At 50.6% G+C, this 19,174-nt stretch carries 18 protein-coding genes; 3 read left to right on the top strand and 15 right to left on the bottom strand.

Annotated elements, in window-relative coordinates; genetic code table 11:
• Positions 1 to 114 precede the first annotated feature (114 nt).
• Positions 115 to 1,203, top strand: a complete 1,089-nt coding sequence (gene xerS, locus E6C60_RS10395) for a tyrosine recombinase XerS (protein ID WP_138225790.1) — start codon at positions 115 to 117, stop codon at positions 1,201 to 1,203.
• On the opposite strand, the gene mobB is transcribed toward xerS, so the two are convergent.
• From mobB to E6C60_RS10345, 10 genes are all read right to left on the bottom strand, one after another.
• A complete protein-coding gene (gene mobB, locus E6C60_RS10390) occupies positions 1,192 to 1,725 on the bottom strand; it encodes a molybdopterin-guanine dinucleotide biosynthesis protein B (protein WP_138225789.1) in 534 nt (177 codons plus the stop codon). The genes xerS and mobB overlap by 12 nt on opposite strands.
• Positions 1,722 to 3,011: a molybdopterin molybdotransferase MoeA gene (locus E6C60_RS10385; RefSeq protein WP_138225788.1), complete on the bottom strand. Its 1,290-nt coding sequence runs from the start codon at positions 3,009 to 3,011 to the stop codon at positions 1,722 to 1,724. Before E6C60_RS10385 ends, mobB begins: the two co-directional genes overlap by 4 nt.
• A gap of 124 nt (positions 3,012 to 3,135) precedes the next feature.
• On the bottom strand, positions 3,136 to 3,900 hold the full coding sequence (gene tatC, locus E6C60_RS10380) for a twin-arginine translocase subunit TatC (protein ID WP_138225787.1): 765 nt from the start codon (positions 3,898 to 3,900) through the stop codon (positions 3,136 to 3,138).
• A complete protein-coding gene (tatA, locus tag E6C60_RS10375) occupies positions 3,857 to 4,075 on the bottom strand; it encodes a twin-arginine translocase TatA/TatE family subunit (RefSeq protein WP_138225786.1) in 219 nt (72 codons plus the stop codon). The genes tatC and tatA overlap by 44 nt, the downstream gene beginning before the upstream one ends.
• Before the next feature lie 38 nt (positions 4,076 to 4,113).
• Positions 4,114 to 5,739, bottom strand: a complete 1,626-nt coding sequence (locus tag E6C60_RS10370; RefSeq protein ID WP_138227741.1) for a PhoX family protein — start codon at positions 5,737 to 5,739, stop codon at positions 4,114 to 4,116.
• 167 nt (positions 5,740 to 5,906) lie between these two features.
• Positions 5,907 to 6,656, bottom strand: a complete 750-nt coding sequence (locus tag E6C60_RS10365; protein WP_138225785.1) for a DUF4247 domain-containing protein — start codon at positions 6,654 to 6,656, stop codon at positions 5,907 to 5,909.
• A 10-nt stretch (positions 6,657 to 6,666) separates the two neighbouring features.
• Positions 6,667 to 7,173, bottom strand: a complete 507-nt coding sequence (locus E6C60_RS10360; protein WP_138225784.1) for a DUF4178 domain-containing protein — start codon at positions 7,171 to 7,173, stop codon at positions 6,667 to 6,669.
• A gap of 31 nt (positions 7,174 to 7,204) precedes the next feature.
• On the bottom strand, positions 7,205 to 7,609 hold the full coding sequence (locus E6C60_RS10355) for a DUF350 domain-containing protein (RefSeq protein WP_138225783.1): 405 nt from the start codon (positions 7,607 to 7,609) through the stop codon (positions 7,205 to 7,207).
• Positions 7,610 to 7,731: 122 nt separating this feature from the next.
• On the bottom strand, positions 7,732 to 8,406 hold the full coding sequence (locus E6C60_RS10350; protein WP_138225782.1) for a PspA/IM30 family protein: 675 nt from the start codon (positions 8,404 to 8,406) through the stop codon (positions 7,732 to 7,734).
• Between the two features lie 98 nt (positions 8,407 to 8,504).
• Positions 8,505 to 9,536 (bottom strand): NADH:flavin oxidoreductase/NADH oxidase, encoded by a 1,032-nt coding sequence (locus tag E6C60_RS10345; protein ID WP_138227740.1) that lies wholly within the window; start codon positions 9,534 to 9,536, stop codon positions 8,505 to 8,507.
• Between the two features lie 234 nt (positions 9,537 to 9,770).
• Between E6C60_RS10345 and E6C60_RS10340 the strand changes: the two genes are divergently transcribed.
• A complete protein-coding gene (locus E6C60_RS10340) occupies positions 9,771 to 10,475 on the top strand; it encodes a polysaccharide deacetylase family protein (protein ID WP_233281233.1) in 705 nt (234 codons plus the stop codon).
• Positions 10,476 to 10,547: 72 nt separating this feature from the next.
• On the opposite strand, the gene E6C60_RS10335 is transcribed toward E6C60_RS10340, so the two are convergent.
• The 3 genes from E6C60_RS10335 to E6C60_RS10325 form a co-directional block, all read right to left on the bottom strand.
• Positions 10,548 to 11,216: a 3D domain-containing protein gene (locus E6C60_RS10335; RefSeq protein WP_175415267.1), complete on the bottom strand. Its 669-nt coding sequence runs from the start codon at positions 11,214 to 11,216 to the stop codon at positions 10,548 to 10,550.
• 142 nt (positions 11,217 to 11,358) lie between these two features.
• Positions 11,359 to 12,081, bottom strand: coding sequence for an amino acid ABC transporter ATP-binding protein (locus E6C60_RS10330; RefSeq protein WP_138225781.1), 723 nt, complete (start codon positions 12,079 to 12,081; stop codon positions 11,359 to 11,361).
• Positions 12,068 to 13,492: an ABC transporter substrate-binding protein/permease gene (locus tag E6C60_RS10325; protein WP_138227737.1), complete on the bottom strand. Its 1,425-nt coding sequence runs from the start codon at positions 13,490 to 13,492 to the stop codon at positions 12,068 to 12,070. The genes E6C60_RS10330 and E6C60_RS10325 overlap by 14 nt, the downstream gene beginning before the upstream one ends.
• Before the next feature lie 305 nt (positions 13,493 to 13,797).
• On the opposite strand from E6C60_RS10325, the gene E6C60_RS10320 reads away from it, so the two are divergent.
• Positions 13,798 to 15,555 carry an alpha-glycosidase gene (locus E6C60_RS10320; RefSeq protein ID WP_138225780.1) on the top strand — a complete coding sequence of 586 codons (1,758 nt, stop codon included), beginning with the start codon at positions 13,798 to 13,800 and terminating at the stop codon, positions 15,553 to 15,555.
• An 81-nt stretch (positions 15,556 to 15,636) separates the two neighbouring features.
• Here the strand turns inward: E6C60_RS10320 and glgA are convergent, their stop codons facing one another.
• Positions 15,637 to 17,073 carry a glycogen synthase GlgA gene (gene glgA / locus E6C60_RS10315; protein WP_138225779.1) on the bottom strand — a complete coding sequence of 479 codons (1,437 nt, stop codon included), beginning with the start codon at positions 17,071 to 17,073 and terminating at the stop codon, positions 15,637 to 15,639.
• A gap of 46 nt (positions 17,074 to 17,119) precedes the next feature.
• Positions 17,120 to 19,042 (bottom strand): 1,4-alpha-glucan branching protein GlgB, encoded by a 1,923-nt coding sequence (gene glgB / locus E6C60_RS10310; protein ID WP_138227736.1) that lies wholly within the window; start codon positions 19,040 to 19,042, stop codon positions 17,120 to 17,122.
• Between the last annotated feature and the right edge of the window lie 132 nt (positions 19,043 to 19,174).

Genomic DNA, 19,174 nt, shown 5'->3' with positions numbered 1-19,174 from the left:
CGTCATAGAATACCAAGCCACTACACTTCTTCATTTCGCAGCCCCCTCATATCTGATATGATGAAGCTAGAAGCAACATATGTTCTCCGTGAAGGAAAGGAGTTTCAACCTCCCATGAATATTCAAAAAGTCATCGACCGTACCAAGCTGGATGAAAAGGTTCCTTCCATGCCTTGGTTTGTGCAGCAGTTTATTGACTATAAGCTGCCTGATCTGTCTCCCTCCACGCTGCTTGAATATGTAAGAGATTATGAAACCTTTTTCAACTGGCTGCGGGCTGAAGGCCTCTCACTCAGTGAAGATAACCGCCATATCAAGCTGGAGGAGCTGGAAACGCTTCGAATGGAGGACGTTACGGGCTTTCGACTCTATTTGACGACCCGACGTGAAGGAACCAATTCAAGGATTACCGTATCCAGGAAGCTTTCGTCCCTGCGCTCCCTTTTTCACTATTTAAGTCAAATTGCGGAAGATGAAAACTTCTACCCCTTGCTCAAGCGCAACATTATGGCCAAAATCGAAAACAAAAGAATACATAAGCCCAAGGACACCGCCGCTAAATTGAAAGGCAAAATTCTGGAGGAAGATGAGCTGATTGAATTCATCTCCTATATCCATGAAGGATATGCACTGGATGTTGCTGATAACAAACAAGCTCTGTTCGCCCACGGATTAAATTCAGAACGGGATGCCTGTATCGTCAGCCTGATTTTGAACTCGGGTCTGCGAGTGTCGGAGGTCGTCAATTTGAATGTTGATGATCTGGATCTTGGCAACAAAATGCTGCACGTCTACAGAAAAGGCAATAATGACGAAACCTTCAAATCTCCGGTCTATTTCCGCAACCAGGCCAAGGATGATTTGGAGCATTATATCGCTCTCAGACCTCATCGTTATCACGTGCCCAAGAAAGAAAAAGCACTGTTTGTCGCCATTCGTAACGGTCAGAAAGAAGGATCTCGAATGACCAAACGGGCGATTCAAGCGATGATCATTAAATACGCCAAGCGGTTTGGCAAGCCTTTCCTGACTGTGCACAAGCTGAGACACTCCTTTGCTACCGATTATTATCTCCAGAACGATATTTACAAAACCAAGGAGCAGCTTGGACACGCTTCAACGGAAACGACCGAGGTATACGCCCATCTGACCGACAAGACGATGTCCCAGGCTATTGAACGGCGCAATGACTCATCGGATTGAGAGCTGCGAATAGAGATGCTCAAAAATATGATTCCGGTCCTCCCGGCTAAACCAAGGTACCGTAGCTTCTGCTTCCTGCTGCAAGGCTTGCAGGCGCTGCGGTTCCTTTGCCATGTCCGGATGCACGACAACTGCGAGAATGTGGCTCAATCCCCCCACCAGGCTTACATCCTGAAAGCCGGAGAGCAGCACCAGCTTGGGATAGCACTCTTGCTTGAAGCCCTCGACTACAATCCAGTCGATGCAATCATCGACCTCGCCTATGAGCTCCTCCAGCTCCATTGGACGCTGTCTGAGGACTGCCATACGAAATGGTGAGGAGATCAGTGCTGCCTCGGCGCCAGACTCTATGAAACATGAGGTGTCTGTGCCCGTGTGGTCCATCTGAAAATCATGACCATCATGCTTGATGACCGCCACTCTGTGGCCTCTCTGCTTCAACCAGGGAATTAGAGAAGAGATCAAGGTGGTTTTGCCGCTATTCTTATACCCTGTAATTTGAAGGATGACCTGACCGCTCAATGCAGAGCTCCCGGCAGCAGCAGGACGTTCACCTCTGTTCCCTCAGAGGCCCCCTTCAGCTCTGGAGGAATAATGATCAAGCATGAGCTGTCCTTGATCGTCACCATGACGCTGGATTCATCCAGCTGTGCGGGATAGGCCACGACTTGTCCGTCCGATACCTCCAGGGTACCTCTGACAAAGCGAGTAAAGTTGTTCACTTTTGTATAGGCTCGGCCCAGTTTTGCGCTCCAGCTTGGGAGCCGCAGCTTGTCTTTAGGCATGCCGAGCATTTTGCGAATGGCCGGCCGCACAAAGAGCAGGAAGCCGACATAACAGGCACCCGGATTGCCGGAAAGAGCAAATAGCAGGCGTCCGTCCTGTACAGCAGCTGTAGTAACACTGCCGGGCCGCATGGCCACCTTGTTAAACAGCATATCCATCGAACCGCTTCGCACCAGATCCCCCATAATATCATAATCTCCGACAGAAACGCCTCCTGTCGTCACGACCAGGTCGTAAGCCTTCAAGGCTTCCTCGACCTTTGCCTTTGCCAGCTCGATGTCGTCAGGAATCGCGTCCATGACCACCGGCTCGGCGCCCGCCTCTACAATTTGAGCCGCGAGCATGTGGGTGTTGCTATTGCGGATTTTCCCCGGCTCCAAAGGGTCTGTAATATCCAGAAGCTCACTCCCTGTGGAGAAAATACCCACGACCGGCTTGCGGTACACATTCACCTGATGGACTCCGAAGGTGGCGAGCACTGACAGCTCTCCAGGACCAATCAGCCGGCCTGGTTTGAGGAGAACCTCACCGGAAGGAATCTCAAAGCCGATGGGCGTAATATGCTGTCCGCTTGCGGCTGGCTTTTTCACAGTGACCAGCTTCCTGCCGTTCTCCACGTGTTGCTCTGTCACCTCCAGCATAACTACAGCGTCAGCCCCTTCCGGAACCTGGGCTCCGGTCATAATTCTGGCCGCTGTCCCTGCGGTTATTGCCTCCTTCGGCACCGCTCCGCAGGGCACATCGTCAATGACCTCCAGCCACGGTAATTCTCCGTCATCCGGTACTGTGTCTTGTGCCCGAACCGCATACCCGTCCATGCCGGATCTTCGAAAAGCGGGGTAGTCATGAGGTGCCTGTACCGTTTCCGCTAGGGTTCTCCTGTCACTGGTTACCGTCGAAATCAATTCTGTGTGCCCTGCTGCTACATGAGATAATACCAATTCCTGTGCTGCTGGAACCTGCAGCGCTTTACGTGTAAACCGATCTGTACTCAATGCTTCGTGCCTCCCTCTGCTGTTCATCCTACTACTGTTATATCCTCTTTAGCCCTCAAAGTGCAAACCGTTTCTCCGCACTAATAGGTTTCCGTAAACAAAAAAGCCGCTCCGAAAGATCCGCAGATCTTTACAGAACAGCCTCTTTGAGCTAGCCTTTGCCGGGGTCAAGCTGGGCGCTTCTCGCGTATACCGCTTTCGATAGTCCAATGCTGATCTCGTACAGCAGAAACAGCGGCACGATCACAATGAGATCGGACATGATATCTGGCGGTGTGATGGTTACAGCGATAATACAGAGTAGAAAATAAGCCATTTTCCGTGATTTGGACAGCCTCTCAGGGTTCAGAATTCCCAGCTTCGTCAGAAAGACGATGACGACCGGCATCTCGAACAGTACACCGAAGGGCACGGTCATATGCACCAGAAAGGTGAAATACTTCTGCGCGGTATACATCGTTTCAAAGCTTCCCGCAGCCATCCCCTTCATAAACTCATAGACCATGGGAAAAAGCACGAAATACCCGAAGCTGATTCCCAGCACAAACTGCACACTGATCAGCGGAATGAAGACTTGAGCAGCACGCCGGCCGTGATCTGGAAGGGCTGGCTGCACAAACCTCCAGATCTGGTAGGCTGCGATGGGAAGCGTCACCACCAGTGCCGCCACTGCCGCAATGACCATATACACCCAGATCACATCCGAGGGACCGAGCAGGATCAGCTTCTGATCCAGATCCCGGACCAGCCAGGCATACATCGGCTTGACACCGATCAAGGCAGCGGCCATGGATACCAGGAACGCAGTGAACACGGTGATTAAACGCCGGCGCAGCTCCTCCAGATGCTGGATCGCATTTTGCGCATTGGGATCAGCTCTGCGGTTTAGAGACCGTTGCAGCAGATGCTTGATCATTCTTCGTATTCTCCTCTTCATCCCCGTTCACCAATCCGCGCGTAGCCCCTTTAAACTCGCTCAGTGTCCGTCCGAATGCCCGGCCGAGCTCTGGCAGCTTGGAGGGTCCGAAAATAATTAACGCGATGATCAGGATCAATATAAGACCACCGACTCCAATATTTCCAAATGGCATATTCTAGCTCCTTTCTCTTCTATGGATGAGTGCCTGTCCTACTGCAGCTTGAAGCCGCTAATTGCGACCACACCGCAGCGTGCCATATTCTCGCCACGGCGATGAGGCCAGGTGCTGGTCGGATTGCTCAGGTCTTGTGTCGTTTCTCCCGGATGCTGAATGGAAAGGAACAGTGTCTGCTCGTCCGGTGTGAAATAAGGGCCGGTCAGCTCGGATTCTACAGGACCTGAAGCAAATTGCATGGCTTTGCCTTGATCCGGACCGCTGGTTGGAATGACGAACATGCCATTGTTTTTAAAGGACTTATGTACGCCTTTATTCTGGCTGCTGCTCGAAATATCGGTAACGACCCACAGATCACCGTTGGAATCAAAAGCAAGGTTATCCGGTGCGCTGAAGCCGGATTGGCGTCCGCCGGCAGCAAAAATTTCAAAATCAAACTCCATGGCGCCGAGATCATTCCCTGCTTCAAAAATACGTGTGATATGGCCGTGAATATTGCCATGGCTGTCATTGTTCGTATGACAGATGAACACGGTGTTATCAAATGGTGAAATCTCGATATCCTCCGGACGGTCTGTCGGTGTTCCACCCACCAGCTTGGCAGCCTCCTGGCAGTATGTAACCACGTCGCCCTGGGATTTGAACTTGTTCTTAAGGCTTGGATCCTTAGCCGCAGCCTTGCTCACTTCTGCAAGCGTAATAGGGAGCCACTTACCACTCTTCAGATTAGCCACATACAGCGTTCCGTCTTCCAGCAATGCAGAGTTGCCGCGGCCCTTGCTCTTATCGTACTTGTTCTTGCTAATAAATTTGTACACACAAGCGTCCTTTTTGTCATCGCCCATATAAACGACAACCCGGCCGTCTGCTGCAAGGCCCATGGCGGTATTCTCGTGGTTAAAGCGGCCCAGTGCGGTATGCTTTCTGAGATAGGATTTGTCAAACGGATCAACCTCAACAACCCAGCCGTAATGAGTATCCGGAAGCTTGGATACAGCAGCGGTACCTTCAAAGTTCTCTTCGCATGAAAGCACGGTATTCCACAGCGTCACCCCGCCGGAGCAGTTTGCAAACGTACCTTGAACGGATGTAGCTCCCTTAAGCGCTGGGATCCCCTTGGCCGGCCCGGTCAGCTGGAAAGGAGTGAAGCCGTTAATACGGCGTGCGTAGGACGAACGGGTATCCATTTTCCAGACACCATTTTCATCACGGTACACCTCAATGACAGACATGCCGAGGTAATACAAATTTTTCTGAATTTGATCTGCGGTCATTTTTCCGTCCTTCACCGGACCGATGGAGAAAATGGTGGAGTACTCATGATTCGTTACGAGCAATCCGCGCACGTTCGAGCCCTTCAGCGGGAAAAAGGCATTGTAGTCGCAGCCAGAGCCGAATTTCTCGCCGGCCGAGTTGATGACATCGTCAAAAGCGGCTACAATGTCATATTTGAAGTTTTTAGGAAGTACCAATTCATCAATATCCGTAGGCTCAATGGGATTGAAGTATCCGCTAACCTTGTTGGTTTTGAACCCGAATAGGTGATCGGCGGTTCCGGTCATCGCTGATGCTTTTCCTTCCAGCAGTCCCAGGCCGGCAGATGCTGCCGCCAATGCGGCAGTTCCAGTACCCAGGTAAGAAAGAAATGTTTTACGATCCATCGTTTTATTCAAGTGCTCCACCCCTTGTCCAATTGTTCATACATTCCTAGCATAATGATGAATTGTTACGTAAATATTATGTCTTTTGTCGGAATTGTAAAAATAATGTAATAAAAAGAGACCGCCTGATGCGGAGGTGATCGCATCAGACGGTCTCGTCAAGAACCTTATCTTCGGCCGCGGCGGCCGATTTTGCCGGAACCGAAGCTCGTTTTGGGCTTCGTATAGGAACGCTTAGGAGGAGAGAACAGACCTCCTCCGCTGCTGCCGCTGCTTTTGTCGCGGCTGATCGTGCCCTTACTGCTATTATCAGAAGGCCGCTTGAAAATGCTGCCGCTTGACCCTACTGAATCCTGACCTCGGCGCGTAATCTTTCCGCTTCGGTCAGAGGTCAGGGGCGGAGCCAGCTTCTTATCATCAGCGGTTGGTACCTTATACGTACCGGCTTTGGGCTGGTACACCTCCCGGCTTGTATATCCCCGGTAGCCGCCCCCCCGTCCATCCAGAGCATCAAACAGATTGCCGATCAGCACAGCCGTCAAATACCCTTGCAGAAAGCTGGAATCATAATTCTGCCTTACATATTCTCTGGAGCTGATCTCTACCAGCGTGTCCTCCGGCTTTTCAGGGTCCTGCTGCAAATGATAGATATCATCTCCATAGACCAGGAACATCCGCTCGGTGTCTTCCTTCGACATTTCATCCGGCGCGGTATCTGCCGCAAGCTCCTGGGCGACGATGGGAACACTCTTATTCTCTGCCCGGTACACATAGGAGGACGCATTGTCCATCCGGTTGACCGATTCCAGCGGATAGCTGGATTTCACATCTGGCGGCGTCCCGCAGCCGCTGAGAATCGACACGAGAAAGCTGAGAACCAGCAATAATTTAACAAACAGCATTGAGCGTTGCTTCATTTAACCACTCCTAGGTTGCCCGGATGACCTTAACATCTCCCGGTATGACTTTCTCCCCTTCGTAGAGCATAAACCTTCCATTCTGCCATTCCACGCGAACCAGTCGGTAGTCATCAGATTGATGCTGCCAGACGTGCTGCTCGCCATTTTGAGTAAACGGGGTCCGGCCGGCAAGCGTAACCATTCCGCCGTACTCTTCCTCCAAATGATACATCCTGTCATCCAGCTCAATCGTGGTCGGAACCTCATGCGGGTTATCCAATCGCCCATCAATCGGCTCATACAGTCTATACTGGAGCGTTTCGCGCTCTTCAATCTGCAAATACATGGTCGTATTGCCGTCCTGCAGGGTGAGCATCACTGCATTTCTGCCGCGATTATGTACGCGGCCTGTTACCTCGTAAGTCACGAGAGAAACCTCGCATATATCTCCCGGCGACAGCTCCAGCATGCTTTTCTCCCGCTTCGGCGGCTCGGGCTTGGTCATTAGATTGCGGATTCGTTTCCATACACTCATGATAAGCGGCTCCTATCGTTCATAAATATCTTTACAGGCAGGCTGTAATAATTAATGCTCCTACAATATGGAGCGAGCCTGCAAATAATCCATAGCCCGTCTTGCCCTGCTGAGTGCCCAGATCCAGATTGATGCCACCCAGCAGCTTGAGCATCCACTCCGTCAGCCGCTCCACAATAAAGAGAATGATAAAAGAGACGACCGACACGACAATGGCTTCCACCAGATCCGGTGAGGTCTGAATCGATACAGAAAGAATATAGCCCTGTGCAAACAGCTTCATGATCAGCCTGGCTGTCACGGCCATATTCCCTTTCTTCACTTCCTCGAGATCCTTGTATTTCGTAAACAGCGAATCTACATACATCAGGATAAACAGCAGCAGCGCGCCAACCCCGGTCCAAATGCTGATTCCTAAGATCATTTCAAAAGTCATACTCAACCTCCGTCATAATAGGCTTGTAACCTCATGGAAAACGGAGGAAAAGCTCGCATCCAGCGCTCATTCTCCTCCGTTATGATCCATAGATCCGCCGCTGTTCCAGCAGCGGCTTACTGCTATTCGTTCTTGTTCTCGTATTGCTTCATCAGCGCTGCCAGCTCGTCTTCAACGGCCTTATCCTTGCCCAGCGCTTCAAACTCATCATCCAGCGACTTCTCTTTGGCGTTCAGCTCATTGCCCGCCTCGGCACGTGCCTCCATCTGAAGCATTTTCTCTTCCATGCGCTTCAGCCCTGATGATGCGGAGTCACTGCTGAAGCCGTTCATCGCTTTGTTAATTTCGGTTTGAGCTTTCGCTGCATTATAACGGGCAACCAGGGTCTCGCGCTTGTTCTTCATCGCGGTAAGCTGCTTGCGCATTTCGTCCAGCTTGGCACGAAGGTTATCGGCGGCAGCCTTGTTCTGATCATAGCTTGCCTTGTATTCATCCCGCTTGGCTTCAGCCGTCTTCTTCTCCTCCAGCGCCCGGCGCGCCAGATCCACGTTCTGTGCCTGTGCTGCAGTATGAGCCTGCTGCGTACGCTTCTCGGCCAGCGCCTGCTGCTCTTCGAACAGAGCCTTAAAGCGCTTCTCAATCGCGATCTGTGCTGCTACGGCCTTCTCGGCATCCTCCAGGTCTTCTGTCATATCCCGAATGTATTGATCCGTCAGCTTGATGGGATCCTCGGCCTTATCGATCATCGCATTGATATTGGACATGGTCAGATCACGCAGTCTTTTGAAAATGGACATGGTATTGTTCCTCCTGAAATTTTCTTATTAGTAGGTTCACTTGCTAAATGAATACGCAGCAGGTTGCGCATGGTTTCACGAAAATGCACGAGAATTCATTATTTTTTGGGAAAGCCACGCTCGTAGGCTTTCGGCACCTTCTGTTCACCCTGCAGTGCATGGGAGGCATGCAGCGCCCAGTACGGGTCGTTTAGCATCCCCCGGCCTACGGCTACCAGATCCGCTTTACCGGACAATACCACATCCTGCGCCGCCTGATATTCATCAAGCAGCCCGACGGCGATCACTGGCACCTGCAGCTTCTGCTTCAATGCAGAGGCCATCTCCACCTGGTACCCCGGCACCGCCTTCGGCCCTCCGTCGGAGCCAATGGGACCCTCTCCTCCGGAAGTCACATGAAAGAGATCAACTCCCGCGGCCTTGTACCTTTGACATATTTCTGCGCAGTAATCCAAGCCATAGCCGCCATCCACATATTCCATTGCAGACACCCGCATCATAATCGGCATGCCGGCAGGCACAACTTCTTTGACCGCTTGAACTACGCGCTCACCGAAGAGAGCGTAATCCTGTCCAAATTCATCCTCGCGCTCGTTGCTAAGCGGCGAATGAAACTGATGGATCAAGTATCCGTGGGCACCGTGAATTTCCACCGTATCAAAGCCCGCTTCCACCGCCCGTCTGGCCCCCTCCCGAAAAGAGTTGATCACATTCTCAATGTCCTCAGCTGACATCGCTGCAGGCATTTTATAGGTGGAGCTAAACGGAATATTGGAAGGAGCTGCTGGCGGATCCGCATCCTGCGCCTTTCGTCCCGCATGACCGAGCTGAATTCCGATCTTGGTGCCATAGGTATGAACACTTTCCACAATCCTGCGATATGCCGGAATATGCTCATCACTCCATATACCGGTATCCCGATTCGTAATTCGGCCGTCCGGCTCGACTGCCGTCATTTCTACGATAATGAGACCCGTTCCACCGACAGCACGGCTGACATAATGGACGAAATGCCAGTCATTAGGCTTGCCATCCTCCGCCTGAACGGAATATTGACACATGGGAGGCATGACGATCCGGTTTTTTAACGTTAAATTATGAAAGCTATATGGTGTAAATAAGTCAGCCACAACATTCATTCCTTCCGTGCTTAAATAGTTCACGCTCCTTTATTATACACCCTTTAAACCAGGCATCCAAAACGCTGGAATGCTTTAATATTCATCCCCATAGCATATTTTCACCGCTGCCAGGGAATACCATAAAAAAATAAAAAGGAGCGGAGTCTTGTGAAATACACTGCCTTCATCAGCAGATGTCTGATGCTCCTGGTCGTGTTGCTGATGTCATCACCGGAAGCTGCTATGGCTTCCAGCAGCATGGACACCAACCCGCGGAGCGGACGGTCAGATCCTCTGACCTTAAGTCAGTTGATCAAAAAGTATCCGGACACCTTTCGTACTAAGGGGCTCTCTTCACAGCAAATCGCTTTAACTTTTGATGATGTGCCTGATCCGCGCTTCACCCCCCAGGTGCTGGATGCCTTGAAAGAGCATGGCGTCAAAGCGACCTTCTTCGTGGTCGGCAGCCGGGCCGAAAAGCATCCCGAGCTTGTTCTTCGAATGAAGCAGGAAGGGCATGCCATCGGCAACCATTCATACAATCACGCTCAGTTCGGCAAGCTGAGCCTGATCCAATTTCAGGATCAGATTCAACGTACGAATGAGATCATTCAGAAGATTACTGGCGAGGCCACCTTGCTCATTCGTCCCCCTTACGGCGATATTACTGAAGAACAGCTGCTTTGGGCACGTAAGCACCAATACAAGATTGTAAATTGGAACGTGGACTCCCTGGACTGGAAAGGGCTCGGCAAAGATGAGGTGAAGAGCAATGTACTGTCAGCAGCCGGTCCGGGGGCCATCGTGCTGCAGCATGCAGGCGGAGGAACCGGCTCGGATTTGAGTGGAACGATTGAGGCTTTGCCGGAGATTATTACCGAGCTTCGCAGCCAAGGCTATGAGTTTGTTACCTTACCTGAGCTATTGTCTTTGTCTGAGCCGCGTTGAATCGAACCGATCTGCGCCTCATAACATCATAAGGCCGCTTCCAGAGCATCCACGGAAGCGGCCTTGTTTGAATTATTGAATGAAATAAAGCTTGATATCCTGAAATCCGAACATTCTGACTGACTGCTGAGAACCAGGGATAAAGATGTCGATCTTATTGCCTTTAATCGCTCCGCCAATATCCCGTGCAACAGCTACAAAGGCTTTTTTAGGCAGTCCAGGATGCGCATGTCCGGTCACCAGCACCTTGGTGCCTAAGGGAATGACCTTGGGGTCTACAGCAATAGTGCCCAGCACAAGAGGGTTGCCGAAGTAATCCACAGCCCCCCAGCCCCCGTTCTCGGCAGCGTCCGAGGAATAGGCCGTCGCTCTGACCCCCAGCGTCTTACTGTAGCTAAAGGTTTTTCCCCAAGCCTCGACGATCTTTTGGTCTGGGAAGACATTCAGGCTTGGTACAAACACACCTGGCTTCGCGCTGATGCCAGGAATTGTAATCTTTAGACCGGGATAAATGTTCAGGGCGTGAATGGAAGGATTCTCCTTCATCAACGTAGTCAGATTCACGTTATACTGCTTGGATAACAAATAAAAGGTATCTCCCTGCTTGGCTGTATGTATCCGTGCTGCTTCTGCTTTCGGAATTGCAAGTCCAGCGGTCATGGTGCATGCCATTATGGCGGCGGTAAACCATTTTAATGCTTTACTGCTCTGCATCCTTTTGTTTCGCAAACGTCTGTTCATCTAGCTGCCTCCTGTGGTAAGTTGGTTACAAATATATCACGATTTTGTAACTAATTCCGCATGAAAATGCTGCCAATCTAAGCGAAACGAAAAGAAGCCGGAACCTCCAATAGAGGAACCGGCTTAGAATCGAAACACCCTATTACAGAACTTTGCTCAGAAACTCCCGGGTACGAGGATGCTTCGCCTGGGTGAAAATCTGCTCCGGGGTCCCTTCCTCGGCAATGCTGCCCTGGTCAATGAACAGAATGCGGTCGCCAACCTCCCGGGCGAAGCCCATCTCATGCGTGACGATCACCATGGTCATGCCGTTCATTGCAAGCTTCTTCATCACCTCCAGCACTTCACCGACCATTTCAGGGTCCAGCGCTGAGGTCGGCTCATCAAACAGCATGACATGCGGACGCATGGCGAGTGCCCTTGCAATAGCAATCCGCTGCTTTTGGCCGCCGGACAATTGTGACGGATACGCCCCTTTCTTGTCCAGCAGACCCACGGTTGTGAGCAGCTCATCTGCAATGGCTTCTGCTTCTGCGGATGACATGCCTTGAACCTGAATCGGTGCCAGGGTAATGTTCTCTAACACGCTTTTATGCGGGAACAAATTAAATTGCTGAAATACCATCCCCATCTTTTCCCGGGTTTCATTGATGTTATGATTCTTCGCGGTAATATTCTTGCCTTCAAACATAATTTCACCGGACGTCGGCTCCTCCAGCAGATTCAGGCAGCGGAGAAAGGTGCTCTTGCCCGAGCCGCTGGGACCGATGACAACGACAACCTCACCCTTTTGAATCTCCACATCCATGCCTTTCAAAATATCAACTTTACCGAAGGATTTATGCAAATTCTTAACGTTGATCACTTGAGCTCAGCTTCCTTTCCAGCACACCCATCAGCTTCGAGAGCGTGAAGGTGAGTATAAAGTATATGATGGCCGCAACCAGCAGCGGATTTAATGGAGCATAGGTGCTGCCCCGCAAAATTTGCGCTTGATACATCAGATCGAATACGCCGATAAAAGACACGATAGACGATTCCTTGATGATGACAATAAACTCGTTGCCAATGGCCGGCAGAACGCCCTTAAATGCCTGCGGAAGAATGACATGCCTCATCGCTTGCTTGCGGCTCATCCCGAGGGACCTCGCGGCTTCCAGCTGTCCCCGGTCCACTCCCTGAATGCCTGCCCGGAATATTTCAGCAAGATAGGCTGCGCTATTCAAAGAGAGCGTCAATACACCGGACTGGATTGGCGTGAAGTTAATGCCAAACGAGGTCAAACTGTAATGAATGATGAAGAGCTGCACCAGCATCGGCGTCCCCCGCAGCACCTCGATATAGCTGACAGCAATCCAGCGCAGAACAGCCATGCCGGACATTCTCATCAGTGCCAAAAGCAGGCCCAGAATAAAGCCGAAAAATACTCCAAGCGCGGATATCAGCAAAGTGTATTGGATGCCTTTCAGGTAATAGTCGCGATATTTCCAAAAAAATTCAACGGTGTTCAGCTGCTCCTTCACGCGTCCTGCGGCAAGATCGCCTGCTTCATCCACATACTGCTGCACCAGATCATTCTCGATCAGGCGCTGCAGCGTCTGATTAATGCTGTTCAGCAGCTCCTCATTGTTCTTGCGCACACCGACGGCATACTCGTCATTTTCACTTTGTGGCACAGCAGCCGTGATCGCCATCGTTTCAGCATTCATATTGGCGTTGGCAATGGGATACTCGGCGATGACCGCATCCACCCGGCCGCTTTCCAGCTGCAGAAGGAGATCCGGGATTTTGTCCAGCGACGTTACCGTGGCATTTGAAATCTTTGAGGCGATGCCCTCTTGAACCGACGCCTTCTGAACACCAATTCTTGCGCCTTCCAGGCTCTCCATAGTGCTGTACTTCTCTTCGTCCTCCTTGCGGACGATGACCGACTGCTCTGCCCGATAATACGGGATGGAGAAGTCAATGCTCTGGCGGCGCTCCTCCGTCGGATTCATGCCAGAAATAACGAAATCGACCCGGCCGCTGGTTAACTCCGGTAACAGCGCATCAAAGGACGTATCCTTGATGATCAGTTCCGCACCCAGATCCTTGGCGATCTCCTTGGCAATTTCAATATCAAAGCCAACGATGGTATCGACGCCATCAATGGTTTTGTGAAATTCATAAGGCATATAGTCTGCGCTTGTGCCCAGAATGATTGTCTTTTTCACACCCTCAGCGCCAGCCACGCTGCCAAAAGACAGCAACATAACCAGAAGCATAAGCATGGACATTTTTATTTTGGTTCTCACGTTTGCACTCTCTCCTCTTCATTGTATCTGTAGGTGATCTTGATGACTGAGTTATTATAGACCAGTGTGTATGATTATTCAATCCTCTTCCATTTATTTTCATGAAAAAATGTTGGACCTGTGTATTAACGAGTGATTTCAGGCATATTTTATCTTAACCATGGTCAATTCTCTGATTCCAGCCTCCTTCTTTTTATATGAAGAAAAAAATTCCTGTTTTGATTCAATAGACAAGCTGGCTGGTTATTAAACCCTACTGACTGAATAAATGTATTGGAGGTGCTGCCATGCTGCTCGAAGCAATCTACCATGTTCCCCGAGACAAGTGGGCTTACGCTTATGATACTTCAACCATTCACCTGCGTGTCCGCACCCAGAAGGATGACGTGGACAGTGTGATGGCACTGACCGGCGATAAATATGACTGGGATCGTACGTATTTTGAGATTACGATGGAAAAAGCAGCGTCTGACGGGATGTTTGATTATTGGGAGTGTGCCGTAAATCCAATGTACAAACGTTTGTCTTACGGCTTCCGCTTCCATAAAGGGGATGAAACCGTCTATCTCATCGACAATGGCTTCTGCTCTGATTACCCTTACCCTCCAGGGGGCTATTTCGAGTTTCCTTACATCCATGAGATTGATGTATTTAAGGTTCCGGCCTGGGCCAAGGAGGCAGTATTTTATCAGATCATGCCGGAGCGCTTTGCCAATGGAGATCCCTCTAATGACCCTGAGGGAACGGAGCCTTGGGGCGGTCAGCCTCAGCTGGACAATTTTTTTGGCGGCGACCTGCAGGGCGTAATGGATCACCTGGATGACCTGTTGGATCTCGGCATTAATGCAATCTATTTTACCCCCTTATTCCTCTCCCCCTCCAACCATAAATATGACATTGTAGACTATAAGCAGGTAGACCCTCATCTTGGCAGTAATGAGCTGTTGAAGGAGCTGGTGGAAGCCTGCCATGAGCGAGGAATTCGTGTCATGCTGGACGCGGTGTTCAATCATTGCAGTGATCAATTCGGGCCGTTCAAGGATGTAATGGAGAACGGAGAGAACTCCCGCTATGCAGACTGGTTTCATGTGAATGAGTTTCCATGTACAGTGCATGAAGGCATACCAACCTACGATACGTTCGGATTTTTTGCCAATATGCCCAAATTCAATACAGCGAATCCGGAGGTCAAGCAGTACCTGCTTGATGTCGCCGAATATTGGATCAAGGAAATCAAGCTGGATGGCTGGAGGCTCGATGTCGCGAATGAGATTGACCATGAGTTCTGGCGAGACTTCCGCAAGGTTGTAAAGGGTGCGAACCCGGAGGCTTATATTGTCGGCGAGGTCTGGTCCGATTCCCTGAACTGGCTGATGGGCGACGAGTTTGATTCCGTCATGAATTATCCGTTCGCTGACAAGGTGCTCAGCTTCTTCAATGGAGAACTGGATGGGCGTACGTTTGCTGATAATATGGCCTCCTTGATCATGCGCTACCCGCAGCAAACGAATGAAGTTGTATTCAATATGCTGTGCAGCCATGATACACCGCGCTTGCTTACCCGGGTCGGACATGACATCCGCAAAATGAAGCTGACCGTCGTATTTCTGTTTACATATATGGGAACCCCATGTATCTTCTACGGCGATGAGATTGGCTTGACCGGTGGCGATGATCCCGATTGCCGTAAATGTATGGAATGGGATCCCGACAAGCAGCAGCGGGAGCTGTATGATTTCTACCAGCTTATGATCGGGTTACGGCGCAAGCATAAAGCACTGCGCGAAGGCCGCTTCCGATTCCTCAAGGCTGACCCTCATGACCCATGCGTGGTATATGAGCGCGTCGATGACAAGGTTCATTTCATCATCTGGATGAACAATACCGACCAGCCCTGCACCCTGTCTCATCCGCTCGTCAAGAATGACTGGTACGACTCCTTTACGAATGAAAAGGTAGATACCGAGGGCGGCATCATGAAGATTAGCCTGGATCCCTATGGCTTCCGTATTCTCTGCCGAAATCTTCATGAACAAACTTCATGAACAATAAACCAAAAAAACTTCCGAAGCAGACAGGCGCTTTCGCCCTTTCCCTGCTTCGGAAGTTTTTGTATTCATGCCGTCTTACTCTGAGCTGTTAATGAGATCATAAATATCCATGTATTGCTTTGCGGACACCAGCCAGCTGTAATCTCCGGACATAGCGTTCTTGGTAACCTTTTTCCAATGCTCCGGCTTCCGGTAGATGTCTTCCGCTCGGCGGATCGTGTTCAACATATCGTGGGCATTATAATTCGTAAATGAGAAGCCGTTACCCTCGCCGGTAAATTCATTATAAGCCTGTACCGTATCATTCAGCCCTCCGGTTTCACGAACGATGGGAATGCTTCCGTAACGAAGCGCAATCAGCTGGCTGATGCCGCACGGCTCGAACTTCGATGGCATTAAGAACAAGTCACTGGCGGCATACAGCTTGCGGGACAAGGGCTCACTGAAGGAGATCTGTGCGGAGCATTTATTCGGAAAGCGAATGGCTGCCTCGCGGAACCAGTGCTCATAAGACGGGTCACCGGTACCCAGAATAACAATCTGAATATCGTCGTAATATAACAGCTCGTCCAGAATACGAACGACAAGATCCAGTCCTTTGGAGTCCACCAATCGGGTGACCATCGCCATCAATGGAACAGTACTGGATTCCGGTAAGCCCAGCTCCTGCTGCAGCTGCAGCTTGTTTTTGACCTTTTTCCCCAGATTGCTGCGGTATTTCACCGCGATGTGAGGATCGGTAGCAGGATTATAGCTCTTGGTATCGATGCCGTTCACAATGCCGCTTAAACGGTCACCGCAGGACGACAGCATGCCATCGAGACCATAGCCATAGTACGAGGTCTGAATTTCACGGGCATATGTCGGACTTACGGTTGTAACGTGATCAGAATAGACAATGCCGGCCTTCAGGAAATTCACATTCCCGTAGTACTCGACACCTTCAGCATGGAAGTAACGGCTATGCAGTCCCAATGTATCCACCAGCACCTCATACGGAAATACACCTTGGTACAGCAGGTTGTGGATCGTAAATACAGAGCGGATATTACCATAGCCCTCTCGATGCCGATAATCTGCCTCCAGCAGCAGCGGGATCATGCCTGCATGCCAGTCATGACAGTGAACGACATCCGGCATGAAATCGACAAGCGGCAGCATTTCCAGAACGGCCCGATTGAAAAAGGAAAAACGTTCGCCATCGTCCATATAGCCGTAAATTCCATCCCGTTTGAAATAATACTCATTGTCGATGAAATAGATCGTAATTCCGTCCTCCACGATCTTTTCCACACCACAAAACTGTCGTCTCCAGCCTACCTGCACCCGGGTCTCCCCGACGTGCTCCATCTGTGAGACATACTCCTCGGAAATGGATCCATACTTTGGCATCACGATACGGATGTCAGCACCGGCCTTTTGCAGCGCTTTGGGCAAAGCCCCAATCACGTCGGCAAGTCCGCCTGTTTTGACAAAAGGTACACCTTCTGCCGCGGCAAATAACAGCTTCATGGTTTCTCTCCCCCTGATCTCCTGATTTTTATGTGGTGTTTGTGTTCTACTTGTTCGCTGCAGTAGTCCCCTTCGTGCCCGGCTTGCTTGAGGCAGTTGTTTTACGGGGACGAGGCGGTTTTTTTTTGAGTACGAGCATGCCTAGTGGCGGAACCATCACCTCGAGGCTCTGATGCTGATTGTGCCATGGGACCTTGTCCGTCTTCAACGTCTCATTATTCCTGCGGCCTTCCCCGCCGTACAGCACGTCATCGGAATTAAAAATCTCTTCATACTGTCCCGGCTTCGGAACGCCGATGCGGTAACGCTCATGCTGCTGAGGCTGAAAGTTGATGATCACGATCAAGGTGTCGCCTGGCTTGGTGCTCTTCCTTAAATACGTGACTACGCTCTGCCCCGCATCATCCGCACAGATCCATTGAAAGCCGTCCAGATCATGATCCAGCTCCCATAGCGCGCGTTGCTCTTTATACAGCTTGTTCAATGACGCTGTATAGGTGTGCAGCTGACGATGGGCTTCATAATCCAGCAGCAGCCAGTCCAGCTGCTCCTGATCCTTCCATTCGATAAACTGGCCGAATTCTCCTCCCATGAACAGAAGCTTCTTGCCCGGCTGGGTCATCTGGTAGCCCAGAAGCCCCCGCAGTCCGGCAAATTTCTGCTCATACGACCCTGGACATTTGTCCAGCAGTGATTTCTTGCCATGCACAACCTCATCATGGGAAAAGGGAAGCGCAAAGTTCTCGGAATACGCATAGCAGATCGGGAACGTCAGCAGATGATGCTTGCCCGGCCGCTGGTCGAAATCTTCTTCTATGTAAGAAAGCGTATCGTTCATCCAGCCCATGTTCCATTTGTAATTAAAGCCGAGTCCGCCTTCGTGCGCAGGGGATGTTACACCAGGCCAAGCACTGGATTCCTCTGCCATCATAAGTGCATTCGGGTAGTACTCAAATACCGTCTTGTTAAGCTGCTGCAGGAAGGAGATGGCTTCCAGGTTCTCCAGTGTGCCCTGCTCATTGGGATGATATTGCCACTCTTCCTTCTCAAAATCGAGACGAATCATGCTTGTGACGGCATCCACTCGAAGACCGTCAATATGATACATTTCCATCCAGAAAATAGCGTTAGAAATGAGGAATGAAACCACTTCTGGCTTGGAATAATCGAAGGAGAGTGTGCCCCATCCCGGCTTTTCGGCTTTTGAGGGATCTTCATACTCATACAGCGGACCCCCATCAAACTGACGCAGGCCATGCGCGTCCTTGGCAAAATGCGCAGGTACCCAGTCCAGCAATACCCCGATATCTGCCTGATGCAGCTGATCCACCAGATACATGAAATCGTGTGGGGAGCCGTAACGGCTCGTCAAGGAGTAAAACCCGGTACCCTGATAGCCCCAGGATAGATCATAAGGGTGCTCCGCCAAGGGCATAAATTCTACATGCGTGTAGTTCATGTCCAGCAAGTAAGGAATGAGGTGATCTGCCATTTCACGGTATGTCAGGAAGCTTCCGTCCTCATGCTGGCGCCAGGTTCCAAAGTGCATTTCGTAAATATTGACCGGCTTGCGGTAGCCAGCGGATTTCTTGCGGCGGTAAGCTGCATCGCTCCACTTGTAGCCGGTAAGATCCGTCACCGCTGAGGCTGTAGCCGGGCGGAGCTCGGAGGCAAACGCATAAGGATCTGCTTTTAGAAACATTTCTTGATGAGGCCCCGTGATTTCATATTTGTATAAAGTACCAACCGTAAGTCCGGGGAAAAAGCGAGTCCAAATGCCCGTTTCGGGTATCTTATGTAATGAATCCTTGGAGCCGTCCCAGGCGTTCCAATCGCCTGCAAGCCCCACATGAGAAGCATTCGGAGCCCATACCGTAAACCGGACACCCTCCTGACCGTTTTCTATACGCGGATGCGCGCCCATAAATCGGTAGCTGTGAAACGAAGTGCCTTCATGAAACAAATACATGGCTTCCAAGCTTGCGTTTCCTTCCCAAAAGGTTTTACCGATCAAATTATCACCTGCTTTAGAATAGATCTTATGGTTAAACAATATAACACTATTACCCCATTTTAACCATGTTGAAAATAAAAATGATAC

This window comes from Paenibacillus algicola, from assembly GCF_005577435.1.
In the GTDB taxonomy this organism is placed as follows: domain Bacteria; phylum Bacillota; class Bacilli; order Paenibacillales; family Paenibacillaceae; genus Paenibacillus_AQ; species Paenibacillus_AQ algicola.
Note: the sequence above shows the minus strand (reverse complement) of the source record. Positions and strands in the feature narration are given on the sequence as shown.